14 protein-coding genes and 1 pseudogene are annotated in these 15544 nt (G+C 57.9%); 10 read left to right on the forward strand and 5 right to left on the reverse strand.

Annotated elements, in window-relative coordinates; all coding sequences use genetic code 11:
* Window positions 1-171: 171 nt before the first annotated feature.
* Complete coding sequence (locus G5287_RS08560; RefSeq protein WP_005356970.1) at window positions 172-1179, reverse strand: substrate-binding domain-containing protein; 1008 nt, start codon at window positions 1177-1179, stop codon at window positions 172-174.
* Between the two features lie 202 nt (window positions 1180-1381).
* On the opposite strand from G5287_RS08560, the gene galE reads away from it, so the two are divergent.
* Genes galE through G5287_RS08580 form a run of 4 tightly spaced genes read left to right on the forward strand, consistent with a single transcriptional unit; the run spans window position 1382 to window position 5630 of the window.
* A complete protein-coding gene (galE, locus tag G5287_RS08565; protein ID WP_421172450.1) occupies window positions 1382-2395 on the forward strand; it encodes a UDP-glucose 4-epimerase GalE in 1014 nt (337 codons plus the stop codon).
* Window positions 2396-2455: 60 nt separating this feature from the next.
* Window positions 2456-3514, forward strand: a complete 1059-nt coding sequence (locus G5287_RS08570; protein WP_323913406.1) for a UDP-glucose--hexose-1-phosphate uridylyltransferase — start codon at window positions 2456-2458, stop codon at window positions 3512-3514.
* Window positions 3511-4662 carry a galactokinase gene (galK, locus tag G5287_RS08575; protein WP_421231155.1) on the forward strand — a complete coding sequence of 384 codons (1152 nt, stop codon included), beginning with the start codon at window positions 3511-3513 and terminating at the stop codon, window positions 4660-4662. The genes G5287_RS08570 and galK overlap by 4 nt, the downstream gene beginning before the upstream one ends.
* Window positions 4659-5630, forward strand: a complete 972-nt coding sequence (locus G5287_RS08580; protein ID WP_421231156.1) for a galactose-1-epimerase — start codon at window positions 4659-4661, stop codon at window positions 5628-5630. The genes galK and G5287_RS08580 overlap by 4 nt, the downstream gene beginning before the upstream one ends.
* A gap of 305 nt (window positions 5631-5935) precedes the next feature.
* On the opposite strand, the gene G5287_RS08585 is transcribed toward G5287_RS08580, so the two are convergent.
* Window positions 5936-6976 (reverse strand): LacI family DNA-binding transcriptional regulator, encoded by a 1041-nt coding sequence (locus tag G5287_RS08585; RefSeq protein WP_139408882.1) that lies wholly within the window; start codon window positions 6974-6976, stop codon window positions 5936-5938.
* 291 nt (window positions 6977-7267) lie between these two features.
* Here G5287_RS08585 and G5287_RS08590 point away from each other — a divergent pair, with 291 nt between their 5' ends.
* The 5 genes and pseudogenes from G5287_RS08590 to bacA all read left to right on the forward strand — a co-directional run bounded on the left by G5287_RS08590 (window position 7268) and on the right by bacA (window position 11456).
* A complete protein-coding gene (locus G5287_RS08590; protein WP_421231157.1) occupies window positions 7268-8362 on the forward strand; it encodes a 1,4-beta-xylanase in 1095 nt (364 codons plus the stop codon).
* Window positions 8363-8427: 65 nt separating this feature from the next.
* Window positions 8428-9774 carry an MFS transporter gene (locus tag G5287_RS08595; RefSeq protein ID WP_227341614.1) on the forward strand — a complete coding sequence of 449 codons (1347 nt, stop codon included), beginning with the start codon at window positions 8428-8430 and terminating at the stop codon, window positions 9772-9774.
* A 262-nt stretch (window positions 9775-10036) separates the two neighbouring features.
* On the forward strand, window positions 10037-10360 hold the full coding sequence (locus G5287_RS08600) for a SemiSWEET transporter (RefSeq protein WP_421231158.1): 324 nt from the start codon (window positions 10037-10039) through the stop codon (window positions 10358-10360).
* Window positions 10361-10394: 34 nt separating this feature from the next.
* Window positions 10395-10526 (forward strand): annotated as a pseudogene (locus G5287_RS08605) (galactose-1-epimerase); the annotation flags it as partial.
* Between the two features lie 114 nt (window positions 10527-10640).
* On the forward strand, window positions 10641-11456 hold the full coding sequence (bacA, locus tag G5287_RS08610; protein WP_069527669.1) for an undecaprenyl-diphosphate phosphatase: 816 nt from the start codon (window positions 10641-10643) through the stop codon (window positions 11454-11456).
* A 66-nt stretch (window positions 11457-11522) separates the two neighbouring features.
* Here bacA and G5287_RS08615 read toward each other — a convergent pair whose 3' ends face one another.
* The 3 genes from G5287_RS08615 to G5287_RS08625 all read right to left on the reverse strand — a co-directional run bounded on the left by G5287_RS08615 (window position 11523) and on the right by G5287_RS08625 (window position 13488).
* On the reverse strand, window positions 11523-12218 hold the full coding sequence (locus G5287_RS08615; RefSeq protein WP_421231159.1) for a ChrR family anti-sigma-E factor: 696 nt from the start codon (window positions 12216-12218) through the stop codon (window positions 11523-11525).
* Window positions 12211-12780, reverse strand: a complete 570-nt coding sequence (locus tag G5287_RS08620; RefSeq protein ID WP_005355542.1) for a sigma-70 family RNA polymerase sigma factor — start codon at window positions 12778-12780, stop codon at window positions 12211-12213. The genes G5287_RS08615 and G5287_RS08620 overlap by 8 nt, the downstream gene beginning before the upstream one ends.
* Window positions 12781-12921: 141 nt before the next feature.
* Window positions 12922-13488 carry an LON peptidase substrate-binding domain-containing protein gene (locus tag G5287_RS08625; RefSeq protein ID WP_139433473.1) on the reverse strand — a complete coding sequence of 189 codons (567 nt, stop codon included), beginning with the start codon at window positions 13486-13488 and terminating at the stop codon, window positions 12922-12924.
* A 310-nt stretch (window positions 13489-13798) separates the two neighbouring features.
* On the opposite strand from G5287_RS08625, the gene argS reads away from it, so the two are divergent.
* Complete coding sequence (argS, locus tag G5287_RS08630; RefSeq protein WP_005355547.1) at window positions 13799-15544, forward strand: arginine--tRNA ligase; 1746 nt, start codon at window positions 13799-13801, stop codon at window positions 15542-15544.

The raw sequence follows: 15544 nt of genomic DNA on the forward strand, positions 1-15544 counted from the left end.
TTAGAAAACCTATTCAGTCTAGAGAAGTATGACGCAGGGAACGGCGATCTCGCTCACACAGATGTAAACGATTACACTTGTTTCGTTAAGTAAAGCGGAGTAAAAATGATTAAAAATAGGTAAAACAATAACCGTGCAAGAAACGGCCCCGAACAGGGCCGCAAAAGGGAGCTATCCGGCCCGAACCGGTGCCACCGAGTGGCGATTTATCAGGGTGGGTGTATAGATCCGGCTCTGGGTCGCGTCACTCTCCCCCGCCGCCAGCTGAATGGCCAGCTTGGCCGCCTGGGCCGCCATCAGCTCGATGGGATAGCGCATGGTGGAGAGCTTGGGGCGCAAATATCTGGCATAGATGATGTCATCGAAGCCCACTACCGATACCTCCTCCGGCACTCGCAGGCCGTTGTCCGCCAGCACAGAGATGGCGCCCGCCGCCATGGCATCGTTATAAGCCACCACGGCAGTCACCTTGAGCCCCTTGGCCAGCAGGTTAAGCATGGCGCGCTCCCCCCCCTCCTCGTTCGGCGTGCCACTCTCGATAAGCTCGGGATCGGCTGCCAGACCGGCTTCCATCAGCCCATCCTGATAACCCTGCAAACGCAAGGTGGCATCCTCGATGGCGTGATCCGAGCTGATAAAGGCGATATGGCGGTGGCCCAGTTCGATCAGGTGGCGAGTCGCCGTAGCCGCCCCCAGCCGGTTGTTGAGAGCGATGCAGCGCCCCTTGAGGGCAGGAATATCGCGGTTGATCAGCACCATACCGGGCACCCGCATGGCGTAATCGTAAAGTTCCTCGTCGCTCAGCGCCTTGCTGTGCACCACCAGCGCCTCGCAGCGCTTGCCGATCAGCAGCTCGATCGCTTCACGCTCCTGACGCGCCTTGTGAAAACCGTTACCCATCAGCAGGTGAAGGTTCTGCTCGACGGCCACGCCGGAGACCCCCTTCACCAGTGCGCCGAAGAAGGGATCGGCTACATCACCGACCACCACCCCCATGGTGTCGCAAGTCTGGCTAACCAGTGCCCGCGCGTTGGCGTTGGGGGTGTAGCCCAGTTCAGCCATGGCCTTCTGCACCACTTCGCGAGACGCGGCGCTGGCCTTGGGGGAGTTGTTCATCACCCGTGAAACCGTTGCCACTGACACATTGGCCAAACGGGCGACATCCTTGATGGTGCTCATGCTGTTTTCACTTCTTTCACTGTGCAATAGAGCGCCATTATACCCAGCAAACCCTTTGAAAACAGGGGTGAAACGCATATCTGCCATCAGGATGATCACAAAAACAGTGTAATCGTTTACATTGTTTTGCAAGCAAGCTCACAGTTTGGTCGCCACACCCTCGGCTAGACTGCTTCCAGACACTTTTTCAGTGGAGAGCAAGATGAACGTTCTGGTCACCGGCGGTTGCGGATATATCGGCAGCCACACCTGTCTGGCCTTGCAAGCGGCAGGCATGAATCCCGTGGTGGTCGACAACCTCGGCAACAGCAAACGCAGCGTGCTAGCCCGAGTCGCGGCTATCAGCGGCCAGCAACCCCTGTTCTATCAAGGGGATATTCGCGATGCAGCCCTGCTGGACCGGATCCTCGCCGAACAGCAGATCGATGCGGTGATCCACTTTGCCGCCCTCAAGGCGGTCGGTGAATCGACCCGCATTCCACTGGATTACTACGAGAACAACCTCGGCGGCACCCTCACCCTGCTGCAGGCGATGAAGCGGGCCAATGTGCACAATCTGGTGTTCAGCTCCTCGGCCACCGTCTACGGCGATCCCGCCACTCTGCCGATCCGCGAGGATTTCCCCCGCAGCGCCACCAACCCCTACGGACGATCCAAGCTGATCATCGAGGAGATCCTCGAAGATCTGCAGCTGGCCGAGCCCCACTGGAGCATGACCCTGCTGCGCTACTTCAATCCGGTCGGCGCCCACGAATCGGGCACCATGGGTGAAGACCCGCAAGGGATCCCCAACAACCTGATGCCCTATATCACCCAGGTGGCCATCGGCCGTCGCGACTGCCTGTCGGTCTTTGGAAACGATTACCCAACTGTTGATGGCACCGGCGTGCGCGACTACATCCATGTAATGGATCTTGCCGAAGGACACGTCAAGGCGCTGCAACACTGCGTAGGCAAGGGTGGCGTGCACACCTACAACCTGGGCACAGGCCAGGGCCAGAGCGTATTGCAGCTGGTCGCCGCCTTCTCCAATGCCTGCGGCAAGCCGCTGCCCTTTCGCATCGAACCGCGCCGCCCGGGCGACATCGCCGCCTGCTGGGCCGATCCGGCCAAGGCGCAGCGTGAGCTGGGCTGGCAGGCGACCCGGGACATAGACGCTATGTGCGCCGACAGCTGGCGCTGGCAATCCGCCAATCCGAACGGTTACGAGGAGTAGGCCTGCCTGCTCCCCGGTAATAAACGACTTTATTTTTCAATACCTTATTCAGGAGAGATGATGTTCAACCCCGTCGATCATCCCCATCGCCGCTTCAACCCGCTGACCGGCCAGTATGTGCTGGTCTCCCCCCACCGGGCCAAACGCCCCTGGCAGGGACAGGTGGAGAAGGTGAGTCAGGCCCCCAAACAGGCCCATGATCCCGACTGCTTCCTCTGCGCGGGCAACACCCGGGTCACTGGCGACATCAACCCCGACTACAAGGGCACCTTCGTCTTTACCAACGACTTCGCCGCCCTGATGCAGGATACTCCGGCCGCCGATAGCGCCAGCGATCCCCTGCTGAAACTGGAAGCCGCCCGCGGCACCAGCCGGGTCATCTGCTTCTCGCCGGATCACGGCAAGACCCTGCCCGAGCTGCCGCTGCTCGCCATCGAGGGGGTGATCACCACCTGGATGGATCAGGTCGCCGAGCTGTCGGCCCAGTGGGGGTGGGTGCAGGTCTTTGAAAACAAAGGGGCCGTCATGGGCTGCTCCAACCCTCACCCCCACGGCCAGATCTGGGGCAGCGACTTCCTGCCCAACGAGATCGCCCGCGAAGAGCAGCACCAGCGTGACTGGCTGGCCGAGCATGGCCGCCCCATGCTGCTGGAGTATGTGGAGCGGGAGTTGGCGGATCGCTCGCGCATCGTGGTGGAGACCGAGCACTGGCTTGCCGTGGTTCCTTTCTGGGCCGCCTGGCCGTTCGAAACCCTGCTACTGCCCAAGGCGCACGTCCCCTCCATGCTCAACCTGACCCAGGCCCAGCAACAGGATCTGGCGGTAGCGCTCAAGGAGCTCACCAGCCGTTACGACAACCTGTTCGAGTGCAGCTTCCCCTACTCCATGGGCTGGCACTTTGCACCGCCCAAATCGGATTGCCCCGAGGCGTGGCAACTGCACGCCCACTTCTATCCGCCACTACTGCGCTCCGCTACCGTGCGCAAATTCATGGTCGGCTTCGAGATGCTGGCCGAAACCCAGCGCGACCTTACCCCCGAGCAGGCCGCCGAGCGGCTGCGCGCTCTGAGCCCCGTTCACTACAACCAGACCAGCCACACCAATGAGGAGGCCCTATGACCCCCAGCCAACGCGTCAGCACCGTTTTTGCCGAGCAATTTGCCAAAGCGCCCGATCTGCTGGTGCGCGCCCCTGGCCGCGTCAACCTCATCGGTGAACATACCGACTACAACGACGGCTTCGTGCTGCCCTGCGCCATCGACTACGAGACCTGCGTCGCCATCGGCCTGCGCGATGACCGGCAAGTGCAGGTGATCGCCGCCGACTACGACAACCAGCGCGACCAGTTCGACCTCGACCAGCCCATTGAACACCACCCCTGCCAACGCTGGAGCGACTACATCCGCGGCGTGGTGAAGTATCTGCAGGAGCGCGGTTATGCCCTGCGCGGCCTCGATCTTGTGGTCTCCGGCAATGTGCCGCAGGGGGCGGGGCTCTCCTCCTCCGCCTCGCTGGAAGTGGCCATTGGTCAGGCCTTCAAAGAGGCGCTGGGGCTCGACATCACTCAGGCCGAGATCGCCCTCAACGGCCAGCAGGCGGAGAACAAGTTCGTCGGCTGCAACTGCGGCATCATGGATCAGATGATCTCCGCCAGCGGCAAAACCGACCACGCCCTGCTGCTCGACTGCCGCTCGCTGGAGACTCGCCTCATCCCCATGCCCACCGATCTGGCGGTGCTGATCGTCAACTCCAATGTGCGCCGCGGTCTGGTGGATAGCGAATACAACACCCGCCGCCAGCAGTGCGAAGCGGCCGCCCGCCACTACGGGGTCAAGGCGCTGCGCGACCTCGATCTGGCCGGACTGGAAGCGGGCAAAGCCGGGCTGGATGAGGCCTGCTATCGCCGTGCCCGCCACATCGTCGGTGAAAACGCCCGCACCCTGGCGGCCGCCGATGCGCTGGCGAGCCACGACCTGACCCGCCTCGGCGAGCTGATGGCCGAGTCGCACGCCGCCATGCGCGATGACTTCGAGATCACAGTGCCCGCCATCGATGGTCTGGTGGAGATCATCAAGGCCAAGATCGGCACCGATGGCGGCGTGCGGATGACCGGCGGCGGCTTCGGCGGCTGCGTGGTCGCCCTGCTGCGCCCGGAGAAAGTGGCCGAGGTGATTGCCGCCGTCGAGGCAGAGTATCCGGCCATCTCGGGCCTCAAGGCCGACTGCTACGTCTGCCGCGCCAGCGCCGGTGCAGGGGGCATCGCATGAAAGAGTTCCATCTGCAGAATGCAGCCGGCCTGCGGTTGAGCGTACTCGATTTCGGGGCAACGCTCACCGCCCTCGAGATCCCGGTCAATGGCATCTATCGCAATGTGCTGCTGGCTTGTGATCCGCTGGATTACCCCAATCAACGCTCTTATTTGGGGGCGATAGTAGGACGTTTTGCCAATCGTATCGGCAACGCCCGCCTAGAGCGAGCAGGGCAAGAGTGGCAACTAGACGCCAACGAGGGCACCACCTGCCTGCACGGGGGCAGTGACTCTCTGCACAACCGGGAGTGGCAACTGGACGGGCTGGCGGAAGATCGCATCCGTCTGCAAACTCGGCTGGCCGATGGCGAACAGGGTTTCCCTGGTAATCTGGACGTCACCGTAGAATACCGGCTGGAGCAGACCGATCTGGTGATCGAGCTGAGCGCCACCACAGATGCTCCGACCCCGGTCAATCTCACCAGCCATGCCTATTTCAACCTGGATGGTGGTGATGTGCGTGATCACCACATCATCATTAATGCAGACCGCTATCTGCCAACCGATGAACACTCGCTGCCGCTTGGTATTGCGCCGGTCGAAGGAGTATTCGATCTACGCCATGGCAAGCGGGTCGGAGAACAGTGGATGGCCCATGCGCAGCAAAAAAAATGTCTGGGATTCGACCACTGTTTCTTGTTTGTTGATGCCTCGCCCTCACCACAAGCCACCCTGATGGCAGGGGATGGCAGCCTGTGTATGGAGATGTACACCAATCAGCCAGGCGTCCAGCTCTACACCGGCAACTGGTTGGCTGGCACCCCAAAACGCGGGGGGGGACATTGGGGCAACTATCAGGGGCTCTGCCTGGAAGCACAGCAAGTGCCAGATAGTCCGAACCGTCCAGAATTAGGTAACCCATGGTTGGAGCCAGGAGAACGCTATCAGCACATAACCCGTTATCGGCTCATTCCGGTTATGGCTTGACCCACTGAAGGGGCGCGTCAAGGCGCCCCTTTGTCGCATCTCTCCCGCCCGGCTTATTCATCACAACCAAGAAAGAAGCATGCTACGGCTTGGCATCATTACGATATCAGCCACCGCGTGCAGTGCTGATGGGTGTATGGCTTTCAGAGTGACGTTGACCTGCTCGTGTCGGGTAAAGTCATTGAGTACCCATTATGTGCTTTACATTCTTACCGCCAACCACACTACTTGGCAGGCATGACGGGAACATATGGGCACGCCCTGTGGCATAAGGAACCACTACGCAACAGGTCATCGAGAGAGGATCAAATTTTGTTAACTGGCTGACCCCTGGTCGAGGCACGGATCAGCAACTCCCCTTCCAGCTTCATCAGTAAAGCGATGGGCTTCTCTCCTTGGGCCAGTTGCAACAAGGTGTCCACCGCCAGTTTACCCATCTCGTCGTAAGGTAGTTCGATAGAACTCAAAGGGGGCTCCATTTCGCAGGCCAGCATCTGGTTATCATGGCCCGCCACCAGAATGTCTTCCGGGATGCGCAATCCCGCCTCGGCTATCGCCTGGTAACAACCCTGAGCCATGTAATCACTGCAACAGAAGATACCATCAGGCGGCTGAGGCAGCGCCAGCAGTTGCCGAGTCTGCTCATAAGCCTCATGTAGCGACCAGTTGCCCACACGCACCCATTGTGGATCCGGTATCAAATCGTGGTTGATCAACGCCTGACGATACCCCTCCAGCCGCAGACTATTTGCCTCCATCCATGGCTCCCCCTGAATAAGAGCCACTCGTTTGCAGCCTTGCTCCAACAGGTGCGCCGTCACCTTGTAACCCGCCAGCTTATCGGCAGGCAGGATGGAATAACTTTCGGACGAGCCACTGCCCTCCAGGTAGCAGTTGAGCAAAACGGTAGGCACCTGCGGGGAGAGCTCCATCTCGGCAAGTTGTCGTGTCATGGAAGAGGCAAAAATCATCCCCAGATAATCCCCCTGATTGATCTCCTGCTCGATCAACTTGGTGAGCTCCGCGCTGTTGCGATAATCGAATGTAACCAGCATGCGATCTGCCTCCCAAGCGCGTTCATTGCAGGCATTGATCGCATCCAGAAAAGGGTCATATGGAGTCAGACCATTGAAAACAAAAGCTATTTTTCTAGCAGATGGTCCCTTGGGTAGATGTTCAGCTCGCTTATGCTGGTAACCCAGTTCGGCCGCTTTTTCAAGCACTCTACGCCGCGTTTCCTCCGCCAGTTTGATGGTGGTTGAACCATTGAGCACCAGTGAAACCGTTGATTGGGAAACACCTGCAGCTGCAGCGATGGCGCTCATGGTGATGCGTTTACTATTCATTGATATGGCCATAGTTTGAGCAGTACCGCCCAGATAATAATATTAATTATTTATCTTTTATCATGACTCATGATGACGGACATGAGCAAGCAGCACAACAGCCCACAAGGACGATAGAGGGGTTTCGGTTATCGTCCCGAGTACAGATGGCTCGCCAGCCATGCCTGTTAACCCCCTAAATTTGTTCATTTTGTGACTAATCCCTGAATTCTATCCTTCATGATTTGCAACTAAAGATATTAGCTAATATTAATTGCTGTAAGTTTAAATAATTAGTTGCAAGGATATCCGATGGCGATACAACAGTGGTCAACAGAACGAGCTTGGCAATGGTGGAACAAACAACCTTGGCTATTGGGCTTCAACTATCTCCCCCGCACAGCGGTCAACTGGACCGAAATGTGGCAGGGAGAAACCTTCGACCCAGTCATCATTGACCAGGAACTGGGTTGGGCCAACAAACTGGGCTACAACACCCTGCGAACCAATCTGCCCTTTATCGTCTGGCAGCATGATCGGGATGGCCTGCTCGCGCGCATTGAGCAGTTCCTTGGCCTGTGTAGCAAGCACAATATCCGCGTGATGATGACCTTGATGGATGACTGTGGCTTCTCCGGCGATCACCCCTATCTGGGCCGCCAGCAACCACCTCGGGAAGATGTACACAATAGCCAGGCGGCGGCCAGTCCCGGTCGGAATGTCGTCATTGACCCGACCCAATGGCGCGAAGTGGAACACTATATTCGCGACCTGATACGTACATTTGCACAGGATGAGCGGATCTTTATCTGGGATCTGTACAATGAGCCGACCAACAGGGGCATCTTTTCGGAAGGCGATGTCGAGGTGCGTTTCGATGAGTCGCTGGAGACATATGCCCACTATCTGATGGAGTTGGCTTTTGTCTGGGCCCGAGAAGAGAACCCCTCCCAGCCACTCACCGTCGGCGCGTGGCATGCACCCTACAGCATCGGTCAGGGGGATTCGGAATTTACTCCGGAAAACACCTTTACTAATCCGACCGACCTGCGCGCTATGGAGCTATCGGATGTCATCACTTTCCACTCCTATCAGCGTATGGAGGGGCTGAAAATCTCTCTGGATGTGGTCAGCAAATATCGCCGTCCGCTCCTCTGCACAGAGTGGCTGGCCAGGCATGTCGGCAGCGTGATGGAACAACAACTGCCACTCTTCAAAGAGTTAAAAATAGGTGCCTATCAATGGGGTCTGGTAAAAGGGAAGACGCAAACTCACCTGCCATGGCCTTTCGTTCGCAATATCGACCCCGATTTCCGCAGGGTCTGGTTTCACGACCTGCTGGAGGAGGATGGTACCCCCTACTCTGCCAGTGAAATAGAACTGCTCCGCACATTGACCCGTTCATAACGCAAAAGAGGACGCCACCCTAGTGGCGCCCCTCACAACACATTCATGTTGGGAAAGGTTGGCAGATGACAGATCAAAAGATACACAATAGAGAGCTGGTGGGATATTTCAGCTATGCCGTCGGGCAATGCCTCAGTTTCGGCCTGGTGGGATCATTTATCCTCTATTTTTACACCGATATCCTTGGAATATCGCCCGCTGCAGCTGGGGCTATTTTCCTCATTGCCAGAGTATGGGATGCCATCAACGATCCTATTATCGCTGGTTATATGGACACTCTTAATTTCAAACGTGGCAAATTCACGCCATATATGCTTTTCGTTCCCTTCTTGATTGCCGGGATCACCTCTCTCAGCTTCATTGGCATGGATTTACCCATGACCACCAAGGTAGCTTATGCAGCAGTCACCTATATCGCGTGGGGGATGATATACACCTTGTCTGATGTACCTTTCTGGACCATGTCATCGGTCATGAGCCAAGAGCCACAGGAGCGAGCCAAGGCCGTAACCGTCGCCATGTTGGGCGTCAATATCGGCATTGGCAGTGCTTCCATCATATTCCCGAAGCTCACCGAACTGTTTGCTGCAACCAGCAGCACCAAGGGCTACATGGAAGGTGCCATCTGCCTGATGCTGATCGCCCTGCCGCTGATGGTGCTCGGAGCAAGCCAGATGAAAGAGCGCATCAAGCCCAATCCGAATGACAAGATCACCATTAGGGACTCTTTCCGCGTCCTGCGTTCCAACAAACCGTTGGCGTATGTACTTGGCGCCTTCTTCTGTAACGTGTTCTTTAATCTGGCCACCGGGCTCTACATTTTCTTCTTCACCTACAACATGGGTGATGCCGGGCTGCTCTCGGTGATGGGCTCTATCGGTGTGGCAACCTCTATGGCCTGTATGCTGATGCCGATATTGACCAGCAAGCTCAGGAAACGTGATCTCTTCCTGCTACTCACTCTGCTGGAGATTGCATTACGCATCGGTTTCTATACGACAGGCTACGACAATCTGATAATGGTGTTCGGCTTCCTCGCCTTGATCCATGCGGCCAACGTCATCACCAATCCGCTTATCTCGGCCATGTTGAGTGAGACCATCGAATATGCAGAACTAAAGTCTGGCCGCCGTTGCGCTGCCATCGCATTCTCGGGGCAGACCTTTACCGGCAAACTGGCTTGGGCCATCGCAGGTGGTATTTCCGGTACCCTGCTGATCTGGCTTGGCTATCAACCGAATGCGGCACAGACTCAGGCTACGATGGACGGACTATTTATCTGTATATCACTTGTGCCGATATTGGGTAGCATATTACGGGTGATGATCATGACCCGCTACAATTTCACCGAAGATAAGCACGCCAAAGTACGTCATGCTCTAAATAAATGGCGTTCCATTTCGTCTCTTTAACATAAAAACAATGAATGCTTTACCATAAAATATACGCCAGTCGAATTGAGCGCCTCTATCCATTCAACTTGACTGGCAAATTCCATTCAAGAACATGAAAACTACAATGATTGATAAATTATTCTTTCGTTGCATTGCGCATAGGAAAAGCAATCAACATAAGTTACATGAATCATCGAAAGCCACTGGGTAAACTTTTGCTGAAGTATATTACACGATAATAAATATCCATTGCCTCCATTGGTCTTTGAGGAGTTCAAATTTGTCGGTTTATTTCTGGCACAATATCGTTATTGTGCAAATCGCTCTCTGCGTTCTGGTTTTCTGGCTCGACACCGCCAACCTCGGTCTCTGTGCAGCCTTTCTGACCACAGGATCTTTTGCCTTGCAAGTTATACACATAATAAAGACCCAAGAAACCAGGGCCATCTCAACCAATATGTATCTGGCCTTCAGCTGTGGCGTACTTCTATGGTTGATCTACGGCCTGCGCACTAACGACATGCCCATCACCATAGCAAACAGCATCACTCTCGCTCTGGCCTGCGCCGTCCTGATGCTCAAGCTGCGTAACGAAAGGAACTGATGAGCATTCATACAACCTGGGGCTGGCACTCGGGGATCACGACGGCTTCTGTCTTGAGGCGCAACAGCTGCCGGACAGCCCCAATCGGCCCGAGCTGGGCAACCCCTGGCTGCTGCCTAGCGAGCGTTATCACCACCAGACCCGCTACCGTTTTATCCGCGACTGACTTAAAGGTTTCATGATTTTTACATAGCCTCAGCAGTCACTATCGAGCAAGATAAGCCGCCCCGAGACCCTCCCGGGGCGTTTTACATCAACGAAGTTAAGGATTGTTTGTTCGATGACTGACACCTATAGCCTGCTGGTCGCCTTTATTCTGGGCGTCGTCGAGGGGCTGACCGAGTTCCTCCCCGTCTCCTCCACCGGCCACATGATTATCGTCGGCCATCTGCTGGGCTTTGAAGGGCCCAAGGCTGCCACTTTCGAAGTGGTGATCCAGCTTGGCTCCATCCTCGCCGTGGTCGCCGTCTTCTGGCGCCGCCTGTTTGGCCTGATTGGCATCCACTTCGGCCAGAAGCCGTCCCGGGATCACGCCACCCTGTCGCTGATCCACGTCATCCTCGGCATGCTGCCCGCCATCGTGGTCGGTCTGGCCATCCACAGCTGGATCAAGGCCAACCTGTTTGGTCCACAGACCGTGATGTACGCGCTGGTCGCGGGGGGCATCCTGCTCATCATCGCCGAGAAGTTCCGCCCGGCCGTCACAGCTGAAACCCTTGATGACATCAGCTACAAGCAGGCGTTCGGCATCGGTCTGTTCCAGTGTCTGGCCCTGTGGCCCGGCTTCTCCCGCTCCGGCGCCACCATCAGTGGTGGCATGCTGATGGGGATCAGCCGTCACGCCGCCGCCGAGTTCTCCTTCATCATGGCGGTGCCCATGATGGTGGCGGCCAGCGGGCTTGATCTCTACAAGAGCCGCGATTTTCTCTCGATGGCCGACTTCCCGATGTTTGCCGTGGGCTTTATCACCGCTTTCGTGGTAGCGATGTTTGCGATCAAGACCTTCCTGACATTGATCCGCCGCATCGACTTTATCCCGTTCGCTATCTACCGCTTTATCGTGGCATTCGCCGTCTATCTGGTGTTTGTCGCCTGACCGGCAACCAGCAATCAAATGAAAAAAGGGACCAATCTGGTCCCTTTTTCTATGGCGTCATGGTGCTCAGTAGAGGTGCTGGCTGATGCCATTCAGCAGCCGCGACAGCCCCTTGGTGAACTGCACCGGCGCATCCTGCACCGTGTAGCAGAGGCAGCCATCTGGCGTATGCGGGCTATGGGAGTGGCTAGCATCGCGCCAGATGAAATCTCCCACCTTGTAAAGGGTATCGCCATCCTGAATATTGCCAGCCAGCAGCAGGGTCAGCTCATAGCCCTGATGGGTGTGCTCGGGGATGCGACCGCCCGCTTCGATATGGAGCAGGCTGGCGCGGGCACCCATCTCGTCCAGCGGCAGACTCTGCTGACGAATGGCCCCGATATGGCGCCACTTGGGCGAACGATAGCGGGCCAGCACCCGTGGCAAACGGTAGGCGTGACCGGCTACCTCCAGCTCTCCGGGCTGGGCTCGGGGCTGGTCATGTGTTGGCTCGGAGAGGGGCTCTGCCAGCGGCTGGGCCAGAATATCCGCCAGCATGGCGTCGAATCCGGCGTCCAGTCCCACTTCATCGCGGGAGTCCAGCTTGGGCTCTACTGGCGAGGCAAGATATTGCTGCGCCAGCTCCTCTTCGAATGTCTTTAGTCGGGCAGCACAATCGGGGCATAGTTCACAGTGGGCGGAGAGCCCCACCGCCAGCGGCAGAGGCAGCTCGTCGGCGGCGAAGGCACGCAGCATAGGGTCGGTCGGATGGGCTTTAATCATGGCCTTGCTCCACTTGCTCTTTCAGTTTCTGTAACGCCAGCCGGAGGCGGGACTTGATGGTGCCGAGTGGCACGCCGAGTCGCTCCGCCAACTCCTGCTGGGAGAACTCCTGCAGATAGATGCCACGCACCACCTGCTGTTGCGGCTCCGGCAGGGTGCCCAAATAATGGGCCATCTGACGGGTCAGCACCGCATCTTCCCCCCCGCTCAGGTGCTCCTCTTCGGCCTGAAACTCCAGCACCGGCCACAGCTCCTCGGCACAGAGATCCTCCTTGCTGGCGCGACGACGGCGCAGCATGTCGAAGCACTGGTTGCGCATCACGGTATAGATCCAGGTGGTCGGCGCCCCCTTCTCGGGGTGGTAGAGACGCGCCTTCTGCCACACCAGCAGCATGGTCTCCTGCACCAGCTCCATGGCGTTGGCTTCGCTGCCGAGGTGGCGCAGGCCGTAGCTGCGAATACGCGGCGCAAAGTGTTGGAACAGGCGGGCAAAAGCAGCCTTGTCGGCCTGCTCTGCCACCCTGATCAGCAGAGATTTGAGGTCGCCATCCGGGTTATCCATCACGGGCGAGGTCCTGCGTATGGTCGAGTGTGGTTGGCCAGTATATGCCATTGCGCCATCCCTTTGGTGTGCTGTCGAACATGCTGTGGTGATGATTTGTACGGCGCTGCGGCAGTGGCGGATCAGCGGGTCAGGAAAAAATCAGTGGCTGGCCACCAGTACCCCCTTGAGCAGAGCGATGGCGGGCTGATTGTCGGCGGCGGCCAGCAGCAGTTGTTTCTGTTCAGGGGGGATCGGCAGCACCTCCAGCCAGCGCTGGGCCACCCAGTTGCCATCGTCCCAGCAGGGGGCGGGATAGAGGGCGGCATAGTCGGGATAGTCGGCAAACACCTCCCGCAATGCCTCGGCCAGCGGTTGCTGATCGGGATGGAGCCGGCGGGGCGGCCAGGCCGTCAGCGGCGTCACCTCGCCGATACGCAGGCCATCGGGCTCCTGCCACAAATCCTCTATCTGCACCCGCTCCATCCCCAGCACCGTGATCCCCAGCATGCCGTCCGGCAGCCGGTCGAAATCGATGATGGTGACCCGGGTGGCGATGGGCAGCATGTTGCGCAGGGCGTCGGGCTGGCGAGGGTCCACCATGCAGAGGGCAAAGCCGGGCTCCCCCGCCTCGGCAATCATCCGCTGGTATCTCGGTTCGAAGATCCGCAGCGGCATGACGCCGCCGGGCAGCAGGTGGGCAGATAGGGGAAACAGCGCCAGTCGCATCGCAAACTCCTCGGTTGGGAACCCCTGTTGATACGCCGGGCCAGAGGGAGGAGATCATTCCCGTCATCGGAAAGGAAAAACCCTTAACAATCAGGGGAAAATAGCCTGGACAAGCCGCTTCGATATGCAGTAGAAATGGATAAGCACCGTAATTTCCGCCCAATATTCTGGAATATGGTGCCAAACGCAGTGAAATATCCGCCCGACAGCGAGCGGCGGGTCATCCCTATAGTTTTCTCGGGCCGATGCGGGTAAAATTCACGCCCTTATATATCAGTCATTTTTCGACGCGCAACCTTGGTGGTCAGTTATGAAAGAGCATATTCATCATCTACTTGAACAAACGGTAGCCAATCTCAAGTCAGCAGGCGTCCTGCCGGCGGACCTGGAAGCCCGCGTGCAAGTAGACCGATGCAAGGAAAAAGCTCACGGCGACCTGGCTACCAACCTGGCCATGCTGCTGGCCAAACCGGCCCGCAAGAATCCCCGTGAGCTGGCAGCGGCCATCATCGAGCACCTGCCTGCCTCCGACCTGATCGCCAAGGTCGAGATCGCCGGTCCCGGCTTCATCAACTTCTTCTTCGACCAGCGCTGGCTGGCCGGTCAGGTCGAGGCCATGGTGACCTCTGCCAACGCCAACGTACGGTTGCCCGCGCCACAAACCGTGGTGGTGGACTACTCCGCCCCCAACGTGGCCAAAGAGATGGCGGTGCACCACATCCGCTCCACCGTACTCGGTGACGTAGCTGCGCGCGCGCTGGAATTCCTCGGCCACAAAGTGATCCGTGCCAACCACATCGGCGACTGGGGCACCCAGTTCGGCATGCTGATCGCCTATCTGGAGAAGATGTCCAACGAACACGCCAGCGACATGGCACTCAAGGATCTGGAAGCCTTCTACACCCAGGCCAAGCGTTGCTACGACGAAGACGAAGCCTTTGCCGAGCGCGCCCGTAACTACGTGGTCAAGCTGCAGGGCGGCGACGAGTACTGCCGTACCATGTGGAAGAAGCTGGTCGACATGACCATGGAACAGAACCAGATCAACTACGACCGCCTGAATGTCTCCCTGACCAACAAGGACATCATGGGCGAGTCCATGTACAACGACATGCTGCCGGAGATCGTGGCCGACCTGAAAGCCAAGGGGCTGGCGGTCGAGAGCGAAGGCGCCACCGTTGTCTTCCTGGACGAGTTCAAGAACAAGGATGGCGAGGCCATGGGCGTCATCATCCAGAAGAGCGATGGCGGTTTCCTCTACACTACCACCGACATCGCCTGTGCCAAATACCGTTATGAAACCCTGGGCGCCGACCGTGTCATGTACTTCATCGACTCCCGTCAGCACCAGCACCTGATGCAGGCCTGGACCATCACCCGCAAGGCGGGCTATGTGCCGGAATCCGTGCCGCTTGAGCACCACGCCTTCGGCATGATGCTGGGCAAGGATGGTCGTCCCTACAAGACCCGTTCCGGTGGCACCGTCAAGCTGGTTGACCTGCTGAACGAAGCCGAAGAGCGCGCCGCTGCGCTGCTGGAGAGCCGCAACAGCGACCTCTCTGCCGAAGAGAAGGCCAATGTGGTCAACGCCATCGCCATGGGCGCGGTCAAGTATGCGGATCTCTCCAAGAACCGTACTACCGACTACATCTTCGACTGGGATCTGATGCTGTCGTTTGAAGGCAACACTGCCCCTTACCTGCAGTACGCCTACACCCGTATCCAGTCCATCTTCCGCAAGGCCAACATCGATGCCGAGACGCTGACCGGCAACGTGACCCTGAACGAAGAGGCCGAAGAGGTGCTGGCCCAGAAGCTGATCCAGTTCTCCGACGCGGTCAATGGCGTGGCCGACAAAGGCATGCCACACCTGCTCTGTACCTACCTGTACGAGTTGTCAGGCAACTTCATGACCTTCTATGAAGCCTGCCCGATCAACAAGGATGGCGTGGACGAGGCAACCCGTCAGAGCCGTCTGCTGCTGTGCGCCGCCACCGCCAAGGTACTGAAACTGGGCCTCGGCGTACTGGGCATCCATACCCTGGAGCGCATGTAA

Origin of the sequence: Aeromonas sp. 603079, assembly GCF_049172135.1 — a bacterium.
GTDB classification, from domain to species: domain Bacteria; phylum Pseudomonadota; class Gammaproteobacteria; order Enterobacterales; family Aeromonadaceae; genus Aeromonas; species Aeromonas veronii.

Excerpts from the sequence above, each read along its gene's own strand:
- bacA (WP_069527669.1), top strand. The coding sequence starts at position 10,641 with ATGACTGACACCTATAGCCTGCTGGTCGCCTTTATTCTGGGCGTCGTC.
- G5287_RS08595 (WP_227341614.1), top strand. The coding sequence starts at position 8,428 with ATGACAGATCAAAAGATACACAATAGAGAGCTGGTGGGATATTTCAGC.
- G5287_RS08580 (WP_421231156.1), top strand. The coding sequence starts at position 4,659 with ATGAAAGAGTTCCATCTGCAGAATGCAGCCGGCCTGCGGTTGAGCGTA.
- G5287_RS08590 (WP_421231157.1), top strand. The coding sequence starts at position 7,268 with ATGGCGATACAACAGTGGTCAACAGAACGAGCTTGGCAATGGTGGAAC.
- galE (WP_421172450.1), top strand. The coding sequence starts at position 1,382 with ATGAACGTTCTGGTCACCGGCGGTTGCGGATATATCGGCAGCCACACC.
- argS (WP_005355547.1), top strand. The coding sequence starts at position 13,799 with ATGAAAGAGCATATTCATCATCTACTTGAACAAACGGTAGCCAATCTC.
- G5287_RS08625 (WP_139433473.1), bottom strand. The coding sequence starts at position 13,488 with ATGCGACTGGCGCTGTTTCCCCTATCTGCCCACCTGCTGCCCGGCGGC.
- galK (WP_421231155.1), top strand. The coding sequence starts at position 3,511 with ATGACCCCCAGCCAACGCGTCAGCACCGTTTTTGCCGAGCAATTTGCC.
- G5287_RS08585 (WP_139408882.1), bottom strand. The coding sequence starts at position 6,976 with ATGAATAGTAAACGCATCACCATGAGCGCCATCGCTGCAGCTGCAGGT.
- G5287_RS08620 (WP_005355542.1), bottom strand. The coding sequence starts at position 12,780 with ATGGATAACCCGGATGGCGACCTCAAATCTCTGCTGATCAGGGTGGCA.
- G5287_RS08615 (WP_421231159.1), bottom strand. The coding sequence starts at position 12,218 with ATGATTAAAGCCCATCCGACCGACCCTATGCTGCGTGCCTTCGCCGCC.
- G5287_RS08560 (WP_005356970.1), bottom strand. The coding sequence starts at position 1,179 with ATGAGCACCATCAAGGATGTCGCCCGTTTGGCCAATGTGTCAGTGGCA.
- G5287_RS08570 (WP_323913406.1), top strand. The coding sequence starts at position 2,456 with ATGTTCAACCCCGTCGATCATCCCCATCGCCGCTTCAACCCGCTGACC.